Source organism: Lentilactobacillus parakefiri (assembly GCF_002157585.1).
Lineage (GTDB): Bacteria > Bacillota > Bacilli > Lactobacillales > Lactobacillaceae > Lentilactobacillus > Lentilactobacillus parakefiri.
The window spans coordinates 16,022-33,038 of record NZ_BDGB01000065.1; the positions used below are offsets into that span (position 1 = coordinate 16,022).

Here is a 17,017-nt window from a genome sequence, read left to right on the forward strand (position 1 = left end):
TTATCGCCCTCCCATCGGTGCTTGGTCAATGATCCCAACTGAATGATTCATTAATTGATGCTCAACTAACATTTCATAAGCCAGCTTAGCCACTGACTTTGGTGAGACCGTTTTATTCGGCATCTGACTTCCTTCATTAAATAATTCATAGTGATCCACTTGGCTGTCTTTTAACCGACCCATTCTGATTATAGAATACGCAATTTCAGATTCATCAACAATCTTGATGGCATATCTTTGCTGTTTTATAAATTCTTGAGAATCAGTCACGCCAGCATAATCAACCGACTCGCTGAACTCATCATCAACTCCTGCGTATGAAAGCATCACGATATCGCTGATTGGCGGCTGAACCTCGTCAACTGCTTCAAAAAGTGCTTCCACATAGATGTCGGCATCGTTTGGCCCAACGGCAATGAACAGCAGCTTGGTATCCGGCAGCGCCTTGGCATAATCACTTGCAGATGCCAAATCCCCTGAATACACTTCGACAGAAATGTCGGTTCGGCAGTGAAGCAACTCAATTAACGGCGGGACCACGGGACTATTTTGATTAATGATTAATATTTTTTTCAAATCAGTAACTTCCTAATCTAACTATTTTCCAATTTGTGCATCGTGCGCCATAATTAATGTGTACCGTGAACTACTCGGTCATGAATGCCCGAGCTTCTGGGAACACCGCTGACTTGCATCATCGTGTGAACACTTTGATGTAGCGGTTACGGCTATTGACCATGGCTTGTTCCAAGCCTAATCGTTAGTTTTATGCCTGCAAGATGTTCCGGGCTGCATTGATATCCCGATCATGATGGGTCTGGCACTGTGGACAGGTCCACTCACGAATTTCTAATGGGTGTTTGCCGTCATCATATCCGCAATTAGAACAGAGCTGACTTGTTTTGTAAGGGTTAACCACTTTGAGTTCCTTGCCGTACCAGATACATTTATATTCTAATTGGAGTCGGAGTTTTCGCCATGCTTGATTGGCAATTGCCCGCGCTAATGAGTGATTTTTCATCAGATTTTTGGCTTTCAAATCTTCAATTTTAATCACATCGTAGTTCGTGACCAGTTGCTTGGTTAGTTGGTGAAGATAGTTATTCCGCTGGTTAGCGATTTTCTCACTATACTTAGCCACCATGATTTTTGCCTTTTGGTAGTTTTTGAAATCAGCTAAAGTCCGGGGCTCAACCACTTGATTATGGCGATCCCAGGCAATTTCTTTTTCAGCCTGTCGTCGGCGTCGAGCGAGTTTTCTTTCCCAATAATGCTTTCTATCAGCCAGCAGTTTATCAAACCGCACAGTAGGATACTTCTTGCCATCACTGGTAATCATTAAGTCAGAAACCCCCAGATCAATACCAACAGGTTGATTGGTTTTATTCAGTTGATTAATATCAGTATCAATTAATAAAATTGCATAGAACTTCTTAGTCGCTGATAATCGAATCGTGGCGCTTTTAATCTTACCAGTGATTTTCCGGCCGCATTTATAGCGCACAATCCCCAATTTAGGAAGCTTTAAGTGGTATTTGTCAATCAGCCGAATGTTCATCTTGGATTGGTAACTTTGCTTCAGAAACTTACGGGACTTGAACTTCGGAAAGCCTTTATGGGCTTTGAAGAATCGTTTATATGCTTCAACCAAGTCGTGGTTAGTTGATTGTAAGCTCGTGCTCTCCGCTTCTTTCAACCAAATGTATTCCATTTTTAATGCCGGAAGCAGATTATTCAGCGCAAACGCATTTAAAAACGGTGCCTCGGGGTTATTTTCATAGCGTTGAATCATCATGGCCAACATTTGGTTGCAGACAAACCGGTTATAGCCAAAGTTGAGTTTAATTTTAAGCTGCTGGGCTGCATTGGGATAGATGCGTAACTTAATCCCTTTTAGAACCATGATTGCGCCCCCCTCATTACCGTTGTTATGATTAAATTATACATACCTATATCATTACAAGGGAAGGGGAACATTCAGATAATTAATCATGAGCGAACCAATGTCTATGATTGTAACTTCCGTCTAGTATGGATACCTCAACAAATCTTCACCACCCCTGAGAGGGCTACTAGTTTGAAACGAATTCTGCGAGCGATTGCTAGTCACCATGGGATCGAGCTTCAAAATCTGGAAGTGATGCCGGACAAGTGTGCACATGCTGATCAGCTTCCCAACTAAAATGACGCCTGCTTCGGTGGTAAAGCCCTTCAAAGGCGGTTCCACTCGTCAGTGATTCATTCAGTTCCCCCAAACCAAACAACAATTATGGGATAGTCAGTTATGGTCGCCCGGTTACTTTATGAGTACTGTGGGCAATTTTTCGAAGGAAGTGATCGCTCGATACATTAATTCAAAATTAGACAGCAACAATGGCGTTCGCCCAAGATATTAATTCATCTCGGCATTAAAAGACCGAGTTTTCTCAACTGGCGCCGCTTATAAGCATTGAAAATCAAAGGAGGGCTCAAAAAATGTCCCAAAATATTAAAATTGGTCAATCAGATGTTGTCAGTACCCGTCTAGGCTTCGGCACCAATGCTGTCGGTGGCCACACTCTATTTCCACATTTAGATGAACAAGCCGGCATGGATTCCGTTCGAGCCGCACTGGATAGTGGCATTACCATGCTGGATACCGCCTTTGCCTATGGTTTCGGGCGCTCTGAGGAACTCATCGGTCAGGTACTGAAAGACTACGACCGTTCAAAAGTGATTATTGCAACCAAGGGCGCTCAGATTGTGGATGGGGATGATGTGAGAATCAGTAACCAACCGGCCGACTTGGAGAAGTTTGTGAAAGCCAGCCTTAAACGATTGGGTACCGATTACCTGGACATCTTCTACATTCACTTTCCGGATGAACAAACACCAAAGAATGAGGCAATCGCTAAACTAGCTGAGCTCAAAAAGCAGGGACTCATCAGAGCAATCGGTGTTTCCAACTTCTCACTGGAACAGCTCAAAGACGCTAACCAAAATCACAATGTTGACATTGTTGAAGACCAGTATAGTTTAGTTCGTCGCGATGCTGAAAAAGAGCTGTTCCCTTATTTGGAAAAGGAACATATCTCCTTCGTCCCTTTCTTCCCACTGGCTTCCGGCCTTCTAACAGGTAAATACGATGGCAGCCCGGTTAATTTTCCTGAAAATGACCTTCGAAGCGATGACCCCAACTTTTCTGGCAGCCGTTTCCACGCAATTGCTGAATCGGTCAAGAGCCTGCAGCCAATTGCCGACAATCATGATGCGACGATCGCCCAGATTGTTTTGGCTTGGTACATCAAAAATCCTGATATCAGCGTTGTCATCCCTGGTGCAAAAACACCCAAACAAGTCCGCAGCAATGCCAAGGCAATGAACGTTGCCCTGTCGGATCAGGAATACAATACGATTGATAATGCTTTTAGGCTTTAATCTTGCGATCCAATTTCGTAAAGCCTAACTAAATTATGAAAGTAACCAATGGTAGCTTCTGAAGGTATTTACTGGATTCCTTCATGAAGCTATTTTTGTTAATATCTAGCAGGTACGATTGCACGTTAATGGATATGACTATTTCATAATTAACTCGCTTTTTAAAAGCGTCGGCACTTTCTAGATAAAGTGTCCAACATGTTGTCGGAAGAAAAACATCATTCAAGTTAGTGGCTATCATAATTGTTGATTCTGACATACAATATTCCTTTTATTCTGCGGGGTTTAACATAAACAATCACATCGCTTCCATTAATTTAATTCGTTTATTGAACCCATTTAACGATAATGCTAAAATATATATGTATTTTTTTATTCATACACGAACAATAGAAGGAGCTATTATATGTTAAATTCAATTGCCAAGTATTTCGAGTTTGATGAACGAAATACGACTTTCCGTAAAGAAATCATCGCCGGTATCACGACGTTTGTTTCAATGGTTTACATCCTGTTCGTTAATCCTAACGTTCTTGGCGTCAGCGGAATGGACAAAGGGGCCGTCTTCACGGCGACTGCCTTGGCTTCTGCATTTGGCTGTTTCATGATGGGCTTTATTGCCAACTACCCAATCGCAATTTCTGCCAGTTTGGGAATCAACGCCTTCTTTGCCTACTCCGTTGTCATCGGGATGAAGGTTTCATGGCAGACAGCCTTAGCCGGGGTCTTCGTTGCCTCAGTTATCTTTATGATTTTGACCGCCCTCAAGCTTCGTGAAAAAATCATCGATTCGATTCCAGCTGATTTGAAGGCTGCCATCGGCGGTGGGATCGGCCTATTCATTGCCTTCATTGGCCTCAGTGATGGTGGCCTGGTCACAGCCAACAAAGACACGCTTGTAAGCTTGGGGTCACTGCACGTTGGGACAACCTGGCTGACGATCTTTGGCCTGTTAATCACCGTGGTTCTGATGAGCATGCGCATTCCAGGTGCCATCTTTATTGGGATGGTATTAAATGCCATTCTCGGAATGGTCACCGGTTTGATTCCATTGCCACATCAATGGGTCTCTTCAATTCCCAGTTTAAAGCCCACTTTTGGCGTTGCCCTGTCACACATTGGTGACATTAACTCCGTTCAGTTAGTCGTGGTCGTCTTAACGTTCCTGCTGGTCACCTTCTTCGATACTGCCGGTACACTGGTTGGACTGGCTGAACAAGCTGGATTCATTAAGAATAACAAAATCCCTCGAATCGGGCATGCACTCATTGCTGATTCTTCAACCATGTTGGTTGGATCCGTTCTCGGAACTTCACCAATGGGCGCCTTCGTTGAATCTTCCGCTGGAATCGCAGTTGGTGGTCGAACCGGATTTACCGCTGTAATTGTCGGCATTCTGTTCATCTTGGGAACTTTCTTTTCACCCCTATTAACAGTTATCACCAGCCAAGTCACTGCTCCGGCCTTAATTATCGTGGGTATTTTGATGGCCCAGGCACTGAAGAGTGTTCACTGGGAACAATTTGAAATTGCTGCCCCAGCATTCATCACACTTGTCGGCATGCCATTAACCTATAGTATCGCTGATGGGATTGCCCTCGGCTTCATTACCTACCCCATCACTATGATTGCTGCTCGTCGCGGTAAGGAAGTCAGCGCCATGATGTATGGACTGGCGATTGTGTTTGTGATCTTCCTTTGGATACTCAACAATTAGAGCGCGGATCCGAGCGGCCAGCAACCCGAATCTAATCCGATTTCACCCCTCCATCCCGATCCCATTTTGACCTCGCACCCCAAAAGCGGTAAAGTATAAAGGTTGTTTAACAACTGAATATTTAACAAGGAAGGAATTTGTTATGAATTCTAAGACTAATTTGTTTGGCATCAGCAACGTTCGTGACCTCACGAAAGCCGCTGTTGTATCTGCACTCTACATCGTCATCACGATGGTCTTTGCAGCCTTGAGTTTTGGCCCAATTCAATTCCGCTTTTCGGAAGGTTTGAACAACCTTGCCGTTTTCAACAAGCGCTACGTTGTGGCGATCACGCTGGGATGCTTCATTTCGAATATGATGTCGTCACTCGGACCACTGGATATGGTTGTCGGCACTGGTGAAACGCTGATTGCGCTGTTGACCATCAACATCGTCACCCGCTTCATCCAGTCACTGCCATTGAAGCTGGTCGCATCCGTTTTGATCGGGACCTTTTACATGTTCATCGTGGCTGCCGAAATTGCCTATCTCGGAAACAGTGCCTTTTGGCCGACTTTCTGGGGTGCCTATTTGACCACTGCCATCGGTGAGTTTGTGACCATGACGATTGGTGCTGTATTGGTTTACATCATCAGCTTGAGATATGACCTTAACAAGTAATATGAAGACCGCAATCAGAAATTCTGGTTGCGGTTTTTTAGACAATCGAATTGTTTACCTTCCGGCCAAAATACCTTAAAATATAGTTGTGAATGTAATCACAAATTTTATTTGGGAGGTTTCATCATGACAGAATTATTTGCAAGTCCCAACACCTATATTCAAGGCCCTGGTGAGCTGTTCAAGAGCGCCGGGTATATTGAGAAATACGGTAAAAAGGTTCTATTACTGTCTGATCCTACCGTGCTAAAAATTGTTGGTAACGACTTTAACGATTATCTAAAAAACAATGGCTTCGAAGTCACCCTTGCCCAGTTCGAGGGAGAGGCTTCCGAGTCTGAAATTAATCGGGTGACTGAGATTGGTCAATCCAACCATGATCAGATCATCATTGGTTTAGGCGGCGGGAAAACCGCCGACTCGGCCAAGGCAATCGCTGACAACCTTGATATTGCCGCGATGATTGCCCCCACCATTGCTTCAACCGATGCGCCATGTTCCAGGCTCTCAGTGATCTACACCGATGACGGGGCATTCGACCACTACCGCTTTTACAAGAAGAATCCTGAAATTGTCCTCCTCGACACCAAGGTCATTGCCGGCGGGCCGGTTCACCTCTTGATTTCTGGAATCGCCGATGCGCTGGCCACCAATGTTGAAGCAACCGACGTTCGGGCTGCCAATGCTGATAACATGTTGGGAGCTAAGCAAACCATCGTTGCCAAAGCCATCGGTCAAGCCTGCGAGGATAATTTGTTTGAATACGCCGACCTGGCAATTGCTGCCAATAAGGCCCACGTTGCCACGCCTGCATTGGACCACATCGTTGAAGCCAACACGCTGCTAAGCGGCTTAGGGTTCGAAAGTGGTGGTCTGGCAGCTGCTCACGCTATTCACAATGGCTTCACCGCCTTAACCGGCGACATCCATCACCTCACTCATGGCGAGAAGGTGGCCTATGGCACATTGGTCGAATTAATCTTAGACGGCAGCGACCACGCTTGTTTTAAAAAATTCCTCAAATTTGATCTCAAACTTGGCCTACCAACCACCTTAGCTGATCTGCATCTAGGGTCAGCGTCAGATGCCGATTTGATGAAAGTCGCCAACCAAGCCTGCAATGAGAACGACACAATGAAGTGCATGCCAACAGACATTACGCCAGAAGACGTCTTTGCTGCAATCAAGGCAGTCGACGAGTATAGTAAGGACTTTCAAAATCAATAGCCACTTGGGCCAACTCACTTTTTAAACTCATAATATAAACAAACACAGCGACTATCCCGATTCTTGGAATAGCCGCTGTGTTTGTTTATCTAGCTCGTATTAGTCAATCAGACGCTATCTTATTCAGCATCCGTTGTCACAATAATGCGGCCATCATGCTTTTTACTCAACAATTCATGTCCCTGAATGACGCCAGCAACGGTAAATGGCAGCTGATAGCCAATTCGAATTAACAGTTTCTTGTCTGCCATCAGTTTCAACAACGCCGTCAACGCTTCGGCATCCGAAATCGCCTTTGTCGGCATAATTGGCTTGAATTGAAACTGCTTATTGGATAACGGCTCGTCGCCGCCAACCGTCGTGATGATGCCCTTTTCCTTCACAATTCGGGCATCACTGTCACTATCAGCGCCATTCAAAGCAGAATTAATGACCACGTCAGCCCGGTTAGCGAGAACCAGTCCCGGGTCCTGCTTATTGTATGACACGTACTCATCGACCCCTAACGATTTGACGTAGGCTTCATTCTTGCTGGCACCGATTCCGATAACGGTTGCGCCCAAATTAATTGCTAATTGAGCAGCCAGCGAACCAACGCCACCTGATGCACCACGAACCACGACCGTTTGGCCAGCCTTGACTTCGCCAAAGTAGTAAACGGCTTTATAAGCTGTAATCCCGGGAGTGACGATTCCAGCAGCTTCAGCGAAGGAGACCCCTTCAGGAATCTTAACGGTCCGTGCTGCAGTGGCATAGGGATATTCAGCGTAAGCGCCGTGACCATGGGCGACGACTCGGTCGCCAATCTGGAATCCAGTCACGTCCGCACCGAGCTTAGCGACCACTCCGGCAACGTCTCTGCCAGGAATCACTTGGCGGGTAGTGGCCTTGTATTCCCCAGCCCGCATTGATTTTTCAAAGTTGTTCAGGTTAAACGCCTTGGTCTGAATCAAAATCTGATCATCTGAAATGGTGGGTGTCGGCACATCATATTCTTCAAAAACGTCGGAAGCCCCATTATGGTCGTATCCAAATGCTTTCATTGTTCGCGCTCCTATCCCTAATTTCGATATTGTTTACTGAAATTGTAAGGGTTATCAATTTGGTTATCAAACAAAAGGCTCTTTGGGAATCACGCCAGTATTAAAAGTGAGGCTGGAACATCATTGTATCTCGGCCTCGTTTGCGTCCCCGCTGGCATCTGGATTAAACGTGAGGCAATCGGCTGATCCCGGCCATGTAAGCCGATTAAGTAATCATTCCAAGCCCGGGAATAATCACTTAATCGCCTTACATTCTGGGATCAAAACGCCTCTTGCTCCACTCTCAAAAATAGGACCCAACCACCTCCTAGGTGATCGGATCCTATCTAAAACATATTATCTGAAAGGCATTCGAACCAATCATTGACCAATTCATGGTCGGTATTCATCTCATTAAATATCTTTTGCAGGGTGGAACGGCAGACTACTCGGATCTAAGCTCGCTGACTTAGCACCTACATTATTTTCGGAAATCCCTCGTCTGTCTTGCAGGTGATTAGTTCATTCACCTTTCACCATTATTATATAATTTATAAACCAGTGGGACAAACAATCCGTCTCCAAAATTATTTTTGTAAATCACGGAAGATTTCCTGCATTTTGTTTTCAATGCCGAACAGCTCGCTGGCATATTCTTTAAGATTGCCAGTATGCTGTTCAACCTTTTCTTCCGGAACATCTGTCTTGTAACGCAGCTTGTGTTCCAAACTAGCCCACATGTCCATCCCAATCGTTCTCAGCTGAACTTCAATTGGGACATCGAACACACCATTGGATTGAAAGACGGGCACCGACACCACCAAATGCAGGCTGCGATAGCCGCTGGGTTTAGGATCCTTGATGTAGTCTTTTCTTTTGATCAATGTCACGTCGGATTGCTGAACCAGGGCATCTTCGACCCGATAAACGTCATCGATGTAGTTAGTAATCACCCGGATGCCGCCGACGTCTAAAATTTTGTGATGGATGGTGTCCATGTTCAACGGATAGCCCTTCCGCTGAATTTTGCCCACCAGACTGCGGACACTTTTCATCCGTTCTTCCATGTGATGGATCGGATTATGATCATAATTCATTGAATATTCTTCATCCAGATTTTCCAGCTTGGTGCCAATCTCGTTGACCCCCGAGTGCCGCAATTGATAGATTTGGGCTAATTCTTTGAGATCACCAATCTGGCTTTTCATTGGTAATTTATCCAACTCTTTCATAATCTGCTTAACATCCATAAAGTTACTACGTTCCAGTATCATGTTTAATTCCACCTTACATATTCAACTATTACAAAATGGGTGACAAAAGCCGGCTAAACGTCTGCTTAAATTTCAGCCACAGCGACTGTTCTTCAAACATCTTCGGCGTCTGCAATTCACTGACATCGATGTCGTTCAAGAAGATATCGTGCAAATCGGCCGAGAACTTTTGGTCGTAAATAAATGCGTTAATCTCAAAATTTAACTTAAAACTACGATAATCCAGATTTGCGGAGCCAACTGAGGCAATTTTGTCGTCAATCACCATCGTTTTGGCATGTAAAAAGCCGTTTCCGTAATAATAAATTTTAACGCCTTCTTCAGCCAGCTGCCGGGCGTAATACTGGGTCGCCCGATAGACAAACGGGTGATCGGGCATACTTGGCACCATGATCCGAACGTCGACGCCAGACATGGCCGCAATCCGCAGAGCATCCATGACACTATCGTCAGGGATCAGGTAAGGCGATTGAATCCAGCAGTAATCCTTCGCCATGGTAATTAATTTGATGTAACCCATCTTAATCTGTTGCAAATCCGAATCCGGTCCACTGGAGACAATCTGCATGTTGACATTGCCTTTAGTGGTCGTAACCGGGAAGTATTTGGGTTCAACTTGATCCTCATCAATTTGATCACGAGGACTGGTTGCGTTCCAATCAAGGATAAATCGGGCTTGCAGGCCAAAGACACCGGAGCCGATAATTCGAATATGCGTATCACGCCAGTTGCCGAATTTTTTCTTGCGACCCAAGTATTGGTCACCAATGTTGAAGCCACCAGTATAGCCAATGGTTCCGTCAATGACAATAATCTTTCTGTGATCACGGAAGTTAATCCGGAAATCCAGCAGAACGGAGCGGGTATTCAAGAATGGAAAGGCTTTGCCGCCAGCATCAACCAGTGGCTGGAAGAACTTTCGTGTCGTTCCCATTGACCCCCATGAATCGTAAATCACCCGGACCTCAACGCCTTCATGGGCTTTTTTAACCAACAAATCTAAAATTTCATTGCCGATTTGATCGTTATAAAAAGTATAGAACTCAATATGAATGCTCTTTTTGGCGGCTTCAAGGTCACCGATAATCTTATGGAACAGCGCGTTGCCACCGGTAAAAATATGAACTTTATTTTGTCTGGATAAGAACGCGTGATCGGTGGTCATGAACATATCGACGGCAGTCTTGGCGTCAGTCACGACGGCATCAGCTGGCGTCTTTTCATCATGGCCCAACTGTTTTCGCTGTTCATTCAGCCGCTCATCCAGCTGCATTTGAACGTGCTTATGTAATTTGAATAACCGGTTCTTGGGTAATTTTCGGCCGAGAAAGGCATAGGCAATAAAGCCAACCAGCGGCAAAAAGACCAGCACCAACAGCCAGGCCCAAATTGCGGCAATATCACGTTTCTCCCTAAACACCGTAAAAATCGCCAAAATTGCGTTAATGACGACAATCACATTAAAAACCGTCGACCAATCAATAGTCATTTTTTCCTCCCCGCAGCCACTTTTAGGCTAAAATAAGAATGCATACTGTAAGTATACTAGAAAGAAGCGGAAAAATTATGGATTTATTCAATTTTCTTGTGGTGGGAATTCACGGTGTCCATTCGATTCGTTTTATTCACTTTATTTTCAATGAACAACCGCTCCTAGGCATCGGGCTGATCGTGGCCTTGGCGCTCTATATGATTTATCGCTATATGAACCGATAGTAACCACTGGGTTATTAAATCTAATTGAGAATGGAAGTTAATAGTTAATGATGAAAAAACAAACGCAAGCTGCCCGCTGGATTGCTCTCTCCGCGATGGGGTTGGGCGTCTTCATGGGCCTATTGGACGTGACGGTCGTCAATGTCGCCCTTCCGACGATGGCTAAAGGGTTCAATACCACCTTTACAAATTTACAGTGGGTGCTGAACGCCTACACATTGGTCTACGCCGTCACCTTGATGATTATGTCCAAGCTGGGTGATATGTATGGTCGAAAGAAAATCTTTTTGTGGTCAATGATTCTCTTTGTCATTGCCTCAGCGATTAATGGCATGGCGCCCAGCCTATTTATCCTCGATATCAGCCGTGGCATTCAAGCCGTGGGTGGTGCTGGGATGATGTCGTTATCGATGGCTCTGGTTGCCTCTAATTTTGACGGTAAAGAGCGTGGCTTAGCACTCGGCATACTGGGATCGATCATCGGCGTCTCTTCAGCTTCCGGTCCTTTAATCGGCGGTTATTTGGTTGAACACTTCGGTTGGCCTGCGATCTTTTATGTGAATGTGCCATTCGGGATTCTAGCCGTGATACTGACGATCTTTTACGTTCGGGAAACCCCAAGCTATGGAAAAGACCACAAGATCGACTTGGCAGGCATGTTCCTCTCGGCGATTGGCCTGTTTGCCGTGATCTATGGCCTAATCGTCAAGGAGGGGCACCCGCACTGGGCTTGGGTCGACGGCCGAGTCAGTGGGTTAATTGCCGGCGGGATCGTCATAATGGCTTTCTTTGTCTGGGTTGAAATGCGGGTTGAGGATCCAATGATTGACATCAAGATGTTTAAACGTCCTCATTTTCTTGGTACCATTCTGATCGCATTTGCCTTAGGGTCTGGGATTTACGCTTATAACGCTTTTTTGACCGCCCTCATGCAGAACTACATCGGTTATTCGGCTGTCCAGACAGGGGTTCGACAGCTGACCATTAGTGCCTGGTCGCTGGTCCTCGGGCCCGTTGCCGGAATCCTCAGTTCCAGATATTCAAAAAAATGGATGATTGTGGGCAGCATGCTGCTCGGGGGCATCGGCTTCTTCTTAATGGCTCATTCGATCAGTCCGCTCGTCACCTTTGTCGAATTATGGCCCGGTATGGTATTGATGGGGATTGCTAACGGAATGGTCAATCCATTGCTTAATACTGCCGGCATGGAAGGGACGCTTCCTCAGGAAATGGGCATGGTATCCGGTTTGTTAAACGTCTTTCGCCAGTTTGGTACCACAGTCGGCGTGGTTGGTTTGGGCCTGATTCAGGATACACAATACGAGAACCACTTGAATGCCCATATGCCTGACCTAGAGATGCCGACCAAAGTGATGACTGCCATCAAGGAAGCCCTCATTAATGCTGGCCCATTTTCAGGACACACCATCGCCTTCTCTAACAGAATGGCACACATGCCGTTTGCTGGAAGCCTGCAGAAAGTCGTTATTCAGGCTTATGACAACGGTATGGCCGCTGTGGCCGTTACTTCTGGCATGATTGTGATTGTGGGTGGTATTGGTGCTGCGCTGTTGATGAAAAATCATGTCGATAGCGTGCATTTAGATGTTAACCAACATAAATAGGAGATAAAGCTGGGACATATGTCCGAATGATCAGCAGAACGGTTTACGTTGATCACCGACATTACCGAGCCAAAACTTGCTCCAACCGGCTGATCCCGGCCATATAACGCAATTAGGCAGTCGTTCCAAGTTCAGGAACAACTGCCTAATTACGTGTATATTCTGGGATCAAAACACCTCTGTCCCAATCTCGCCTATGCGGGCCTATCAGCCCATCTAATAAAACATGTCCTCTGAGAAATATTTTGCCAACGAAAAATGTTAGAAAAATTACGAGACTGTCTTAAGCGCCGTTTTCAGGGCTCTCATAGTCATTTCTGTTTTCAGTTGATCAGTATATCGCATAAGCGCATTAGAATCTGCTTTAGGATGTGCCCGCTTATAAATGCCAACTTTCTGTTTGATAGCAAGTCTCATTTGCTTTTGAAGCATTTTTTGTTTTTTGGCCCCCGTACTCTTCTGCCATCTATCCAGTTTTTGGGCTTGGTTCACTGACATGACCACCCACAAACGTTTAGGAAGATACAACACAGTCCGTTGCTTAATCAGCTGGTGATCATTGTGATCAAAAGAAAGCAGCCATTTATATCTGGGAGATTTGAATACCCATTCGGTTTTTTTAGTCATCAGCTTGGTGCTTCGCACATTATCAACTTGGTATGTGGCTTTCTTCTTAGCGGAGGAAACGATGTCTTTTTTGTCAGGGACAAAATGGGACATCGGTTTTAGGCTTGTTTTTGTTGGCCGATAAATCATCACATAATTGTTTGATTTAGTGCCGATCTGTTTCACAATCAATGTACTGACTGGTGATTTGATATTCCCGGCAGTTTCAATATTCTTTGACGTATCAATAGTGGTTTTCTTTTCCATCCCCCAATGCATTGAGAGATTGGCAGATAATGCCACACTGAGCATTAATAGCAACCCGGTTGTAATTGTTCCAATTGTCCACCTCAGCGCTGAATTGTTGATGAAAAGACAAGAGACAAACATCAAAATCGTGAAAATAATTAACATATAAACAATCATTTTTGATCCCCCTTTTCAGCAACCGGCTTGGTATTTTTTATAAAGAAGGCAAAGCATAACCCAAGCACAGCAAACAGGAATCCAATCGCAAAAGATACTCTAAACCCATCTATGGACGCACTGAGAGCTTTAGCGGCATATAGCATTGGATCTTGAAGTTTCAACAAATGATCGGGCATGTTGTGATTGATAATGTTTTGGGTAACCGATGAAAGAAGGGCGACAGCAACAGACGATCCAATTTGTCGAGCGGTATTATTAGCTGCACTCGCGTGAGAAGAGAGTTCGCGAGGAATAGCATCCATGGCACTTGTAGTCAAAGGCATCATTACCAGGGCAATCCCAATCATTCTAATAGCGTAAATAACGATAATTAACGCCTGGGAGGTATTCTCTGTCAGAAAAGCAAATGGCAGTGTTCCAATGGCAAGCAGTCCAAAGCCAACAAACGTAAGCCGTCGAACACCAACCCTATTAAATAAAAATCCAGACACCGGAGAAAGGATTCCCATAAATAGCGCTCCTCCTAACAGCGTTAAGCCGGAATGAAAAGGTGATAGCCCCAAAGCATTTTGGAGGTATGTCGGTAACATCATTTCAACACCGTACATTGCCATCATGACAAAGATGATCGCTATAGTTGGAATTGTAAAATCTTTGACGGCGAAAACCCTAACATCCAGAAATGGTTCTTTTAACTTTAGCTGACGCAAAGTAAATACTGTCAGTAAAACGATTCCAATAATAATTGGTAGAATCACATACTTAATGCTTGTCCATCCATAGTCGGCCACATTCGTCAATCCCAACAAAAAGCCTGTGAACCCGACGAAAGAAAGGAATAATGATGGAAAATCCAACTTAATTTTGTGATTGGGGATCACATCTTTCATAAAATATAAAGCAAAAATAAGCATTATGGCGATCATGATCATTGGAATTAAAAAGATATTACGCCAAGAATCGGAAATCACCAAGCCCAAAATATGATGATCCCGGCTCAAAATCCAGCCAGAAGGTGTTGGTCCTAATGCAGGTGCCAAGCCAACAACCAGTCCTGATATACCCATGGCAACAGGAATCTGTCTAACTGGAAACACATTCATAATAACTGACTGTATAATTGGCAACATCGTACCAAACGCAACCGCCGCAACAATCCGTCCCACAAGAAAGATCCACCAATTAGCAGAACTTGCAGGTGTAAAAAATGAGATTAACATGCCCAGCAACAAACAACCATATACACCAATATTTAACCATTTGGTTGGAATTCGAGTTGCCAAATAAGCTGACAGTGGAATGATGGCGCCATTTACCAGCAAAAACCAGGTTGTTGCCTGCTGAGCTGTGCTCAAACTAATCTTAAACGCGCGCATCAAAGATGGAATCGCAGTTGCCATTGAAGTTTGCATTAAAGAACCTGCAAATGTTGCCACCAATGTAATTGTCAGTAAAATTCCTGCATTATATTTCTTCCCATGTACATCAATACCCATTAAACAGTTCCTCCGCTCAATTAACTTTTTACTACTCATAGAATTTACATCTACGCTTAGTCAAGGTCTACAACAAATTTCATCGTCATGTCCTATTTGCAACAGACTATCGTATTTTGTCTTAAAACATGTTAAATTAAACTAAAGAACCTAAGAAGGTGCAAAATGGCATATACAAAAAAGCAGTCAATCACTAAAAAACATTTTAAACTCGCTTTGCTTCACTTATTAAAATCAAAAAGTTTTAATGAAGTTACCATAAAAGATATTACTGACACGGCCGAATACGATCGCAGCAGTTTTTATCGGTACTTTGATGATAAATATCAACTACTTGAAGAAATTGAGAATGAACTAATACAAGGTATCGAAAATAAATACAAAGCTGTGGCTCAACAAAACGGTTCAATGGTTTTTGATACTTCAGTAATGGTCTCGTTATTATCCATATTCGATAACCAATCTGTTTTATCCGTCATCTCGTTACTAATGGGCGATAATGGTGACAGATCATTTGAATCAAAAATGACTCGGATGTTCCATAAAATATTTTACGATCGTTCACAAACAACACCCAATCAGTCTGAAAAAAATGATCTAATTGGGCAATACCTGGCAGGCTTATTTATTCAAACTATTCGTTATAAATCTTCTCCCCGCCCAATAATGACAACAAAACAATTGGCAGTGACTTTAAATGACATTTATTTCCATGGATTTGTAACTTCCCTACACAATCATCAATAATCAAATCAAAACAGCTGGTCAGTCATCAACAAAGATTGTGTTGATGACTGACCAGCTGTTAATTTTTTATAGACTTTACAAATAATATTATCTACTGCTTCCCAATGATATCAACCATTTTTTCAATTGCGTCCCGAGCTTCAGGAATCGGAAATAAAGGGAATACATGATTCATTTTACTGTAATTGTAGATTGTAACATCCCACTCACGCGCCAAAGCTTTATGATAAAACTTCCTAGCATCCGGATTCAAAATATCGTGGGTCCCAGTGAACACGGTTATTGGGGGAAGACTCGAGGAATCGCCATAGATGGGGCTAACTAATGGATCGTGTACATCCAAATCACCTGCATATTCTCTTCCAAGATACGTTAAGTTCTTCAACCCCAAAATTGGATCCAGGGGGTCGATGACTTTCATATCAGGATTGGAATTACTGATATCAAGCCACGGTGAAATGAGAATTGCCTGTTGTGGTAGTGGCACCTGATTGTCCCTTAAGTACTGCATGAACCCCAAGATAAGCCTTCCACCAGCTGAATCACCCATGAAGATCATCTTTTTAGGATCAATGCCATCGTCATTTAATAAGTGATTATAAGTGTCCAAAATCATTGAAAAGACGTCATCAACATGGTAGGCCGGCGCCTTGGGATAGATCGGCATAATTACTTTCGCACCGGATTTATCAGCTATCTTCTTCAGCATATCAAAGTGCTGTGGAAAAGGTTGACCCCAATAGGCCCCACCATGAATATAAAAGATGTACTTTCCTTGGTAGCTGTTAACAGGAGGATTATAAGCCAAAACATTTCGCTGACCTTCAAAATAGTGGAAATGACTGACCATTTTCGCCGTCACCGGTATTTCATAAGGTGTTTTGCTTCTTTTCAAAGCACTCTGATAATCTTGGGATGATTTAATTACCGGAACGAAATCAACTAGAGAAAGGGACTTCTCGGTGATTCGGCTCATCAAGCTCCGATTCTCAGCCAGCGCCTGATATTTCTGGTAGGCGGCCATCCCTAAAATAGTTCCCGCAAGAAAAAGTTTACTATTCCTTTTAATCATTGTATTTC

Annotated in this window: 15 protein-coding genes; 7 read left to right on the forward strand and 8 right to left on the reverse strand. The window is 44.0% G+C overall.

The window, feature by feature from the left end; translation table 11 throughout:
• The gene (locus tag LPKJCM_RS07015; RefSeq protein WP_057961459.1) at positions 1 to 576 is read right to left on the reverse strand and encodes an NAD(P)H-binding protein; all 576 of its coding nucleotides are present in this window, start codon (positions 574 to 576) and stop codon (positions 1 to 3) included.
• Between the two features lie 190 nt (positions 577 to 766).
• Positions 767 to 1,903, reverse strand: a complete 1,137-nt coding sequence (locus LPKJCM_RS07020) for an RNA-guided endonuclease TnpB family protein (RefSeq protein WP_057961458.1) — start codon at positions 1,901 to 1,903, stop codon at positions 767 to 769.
• Positions 1,904 to 2,240: 337 nt separating this feature from the next.
• Here LPKJCM_RS07020 and LPKJCM_RS13570 point away from each other — a divergent pair, with 337 nt between their 5' ends.
• The 5 genes from LPKJCM_RS13570 to LPKJCM_RS07050 all read left to right on the forward strand — a co-directional run bounded on the left by LPKJCM_RS13570 (position 2,241) and on the right by LPKJCM_RS07050 (position 7,022).
• Entirely contained in the window at positions 2,241 to 2,396 is a 156-nt protein-coding gene (locus LPKJCM_RS13570; protein ID WP_225364155.1) for a transposase, read from the forward strand.
• A 79-nt stretch (positions 2,397 to 2,475) separates the two neighbouring features.
• Positions 2,476 to 3,417, forward strand: coding sequence for an aldo/keto reductase (locus LPKJCM_RS07030; protein WP_057961457.1), 942 nt, complete (start codon positions 2,476 to 2,478; stop codon positions 3,415 to 3,417).
• 406 nt (positions 3,418 to 3,823) lie between these two features.
• A complete protein-coding gene (locus LPKJCM_RS07040; RefSeq protein ID WP_057961455.1) occupies positions 3,824 to 5,134 on the forward strand; it encodes an NCS2 family permease in 1,311 nt (436 codons plus the stop codon).
• Positions 5,135 to 5,276: 142 nt separating this feature from the next.
• The gene (locus LPKJCM_RS07045; protein WP_057961454.1) at positions 5,277 to 5,795 is read left to right on the forward strand and encodes a QueT transporter family protein; all 519 of its coding nucleotides are present in this window, start codon (positions 5,277 to 5,279) and stop codon (positions 5,793 to 5,795) included.
• Between the two features lie 126 nt (positions 5,796 to 5,921).
• Positions 5,922 to 7,022, forward strand: coding sequence for a glycerol dehydrogenase (locus LPKJCM_RS07050; RefSeq protein ID WP_057961453.1), 1,101 nt, complete (start codon positions 5,922 to 5,924; stop codon positions 7,020 to 7,022).
• A gap of 119 nt (positions 7,023 to 7,141) precedes the next feature.
• Here LPKJCM_RS07050 and LPKJCM_RS07055 read toward each other — a convergent pair whose 3' ends face one another.
• From LPKJCM_RS07055 to cls, 3 genes are all read right to left on the reverse strand, one after another.
• On the reverse strand, positions 7,142 to 8,065 hold the full coding sequence (locus LPKJCM_RS07055) for an NADP-dependent oxidoreductase (RefSeq protein ID WP_057961452.1): 924 nt from the start codon (positions 8,063 to 8,065) through the stop codon (positions 7,142 to 7,144).
• 566 nt (positions 8,066 to 8,631) lie between these two features.
• Positions 8,632 to 9,318, reverse strand: a complete 687-nt coding sequence (locus tag LPKJCM_RS07060) for a GTP pyrophosphokinase (RefSeq protein ID WP_057961451.1) — start codon at positions 9,316 to 9,318, stop codon at positions 8,632 to 8,634.
• A 28-nt stretch (positions 9,319 to 9,346) separates the two neighbouring features.
• Positions 9,347 to 10,807 carry a cardiolipin synthase gene (cls, locus tag LPKJCM_RS07065; RefSeq protein ID WP_057961450.1) on the reverse strand — a complete coding sequence of 487 codons (1,461 nt, stop codon included), beginning with the start codon at positions 10,805 to 10,807 and terminating at the stop codon, positions 9,347 to 9,349.
• A 277-nt stretch (positions 10,808 to 11,084) separates the two neighbouring features.
• On the opposite strand from cls, the gene LPKJCM_RS07070 reads away from it, so the two are divergent.
• Positions 11,085 to 12,659: an MFS transporter gene (locus LPKJCM_RS07070; protein WP_057961469.1), complete on the forward strand. Its 1,575-nt coding sequence runs from the start codon at positions 11,085 to 11,087 to the stop codon at positions 12,657 to 12,659.
• Positions 12,660 to 12,929: 270 nt separating this feature from the next.
• Here the strand turns inward: LPKJCM_RS07070 and LPKJCM_RS07075 are convergent, their stop codons facing one another.
• Both LPKJCM_RS07075 and LPKJCM_RS07080 read right to left on the reverse strand, forming a co-directional pair.
• A complete protein-coding gene (locus tag LPKJCM_RS07075; RefSeq protein ID WP_057961449.1) occupies positions 12,930 to 13,691 on the reverse strand; it encodes a DUF4811 domain-containing protein in 762 nt (253 codons plus the stop codon).
• A complete protein-coding gene (locus tag LPKJCM_RS07080) occupies positions 13,688 to 15,190 on the reverse strand; it encodes a DHA2 family efflux MFS transporter permease subunit (RefSeq protein WP_057961448.1) in 1,503 nt (500 codons plus the stop codon). The genes LPKJCM_RS07075 and LPKJCM_RS07080 overlap by 4 nt, the downstream gene beginning before the upstream one ends.
• Before the next feature lie 165 nt (positions 15,191 to 15,355).
• Here LPKJCM_RS07080 and LPKJCM_RS07085 point away from each other — a divergent pair, with 165 nt between their 5' ends.
• Positions 15,356 to 15,937: a TetR/AcrR family transcriptional regulator gene (locus LPKJCM_RS07085; RefSeq protein ID WP_057961447.1), complete on the forward strand. Its 582-nt coding sequence runs from the start codon at positions 15,356 to 15,358 to the stop codon at positions 15,935 to 15,937.
• Positions 15,938 to 16,028: 91 nt separating this feature from the next.
• Here the strand turns inward: LPKJCM_RS07085 and LPKJCM_RS07090 are convergent, their stop codons facing one another.
• A complete protein-coding gene (locus LPKJCM_RS07090; RefSeq protein ID WP_057961446.1) occupies positions 16,029 to 17,009 on the reverse strand; it encodes an alpha/beta hydrolase in 981 nt (326 codons plus the stop codon).
• Positions 17,010 to 17,017: the final 8 nt, after the last annotated feature.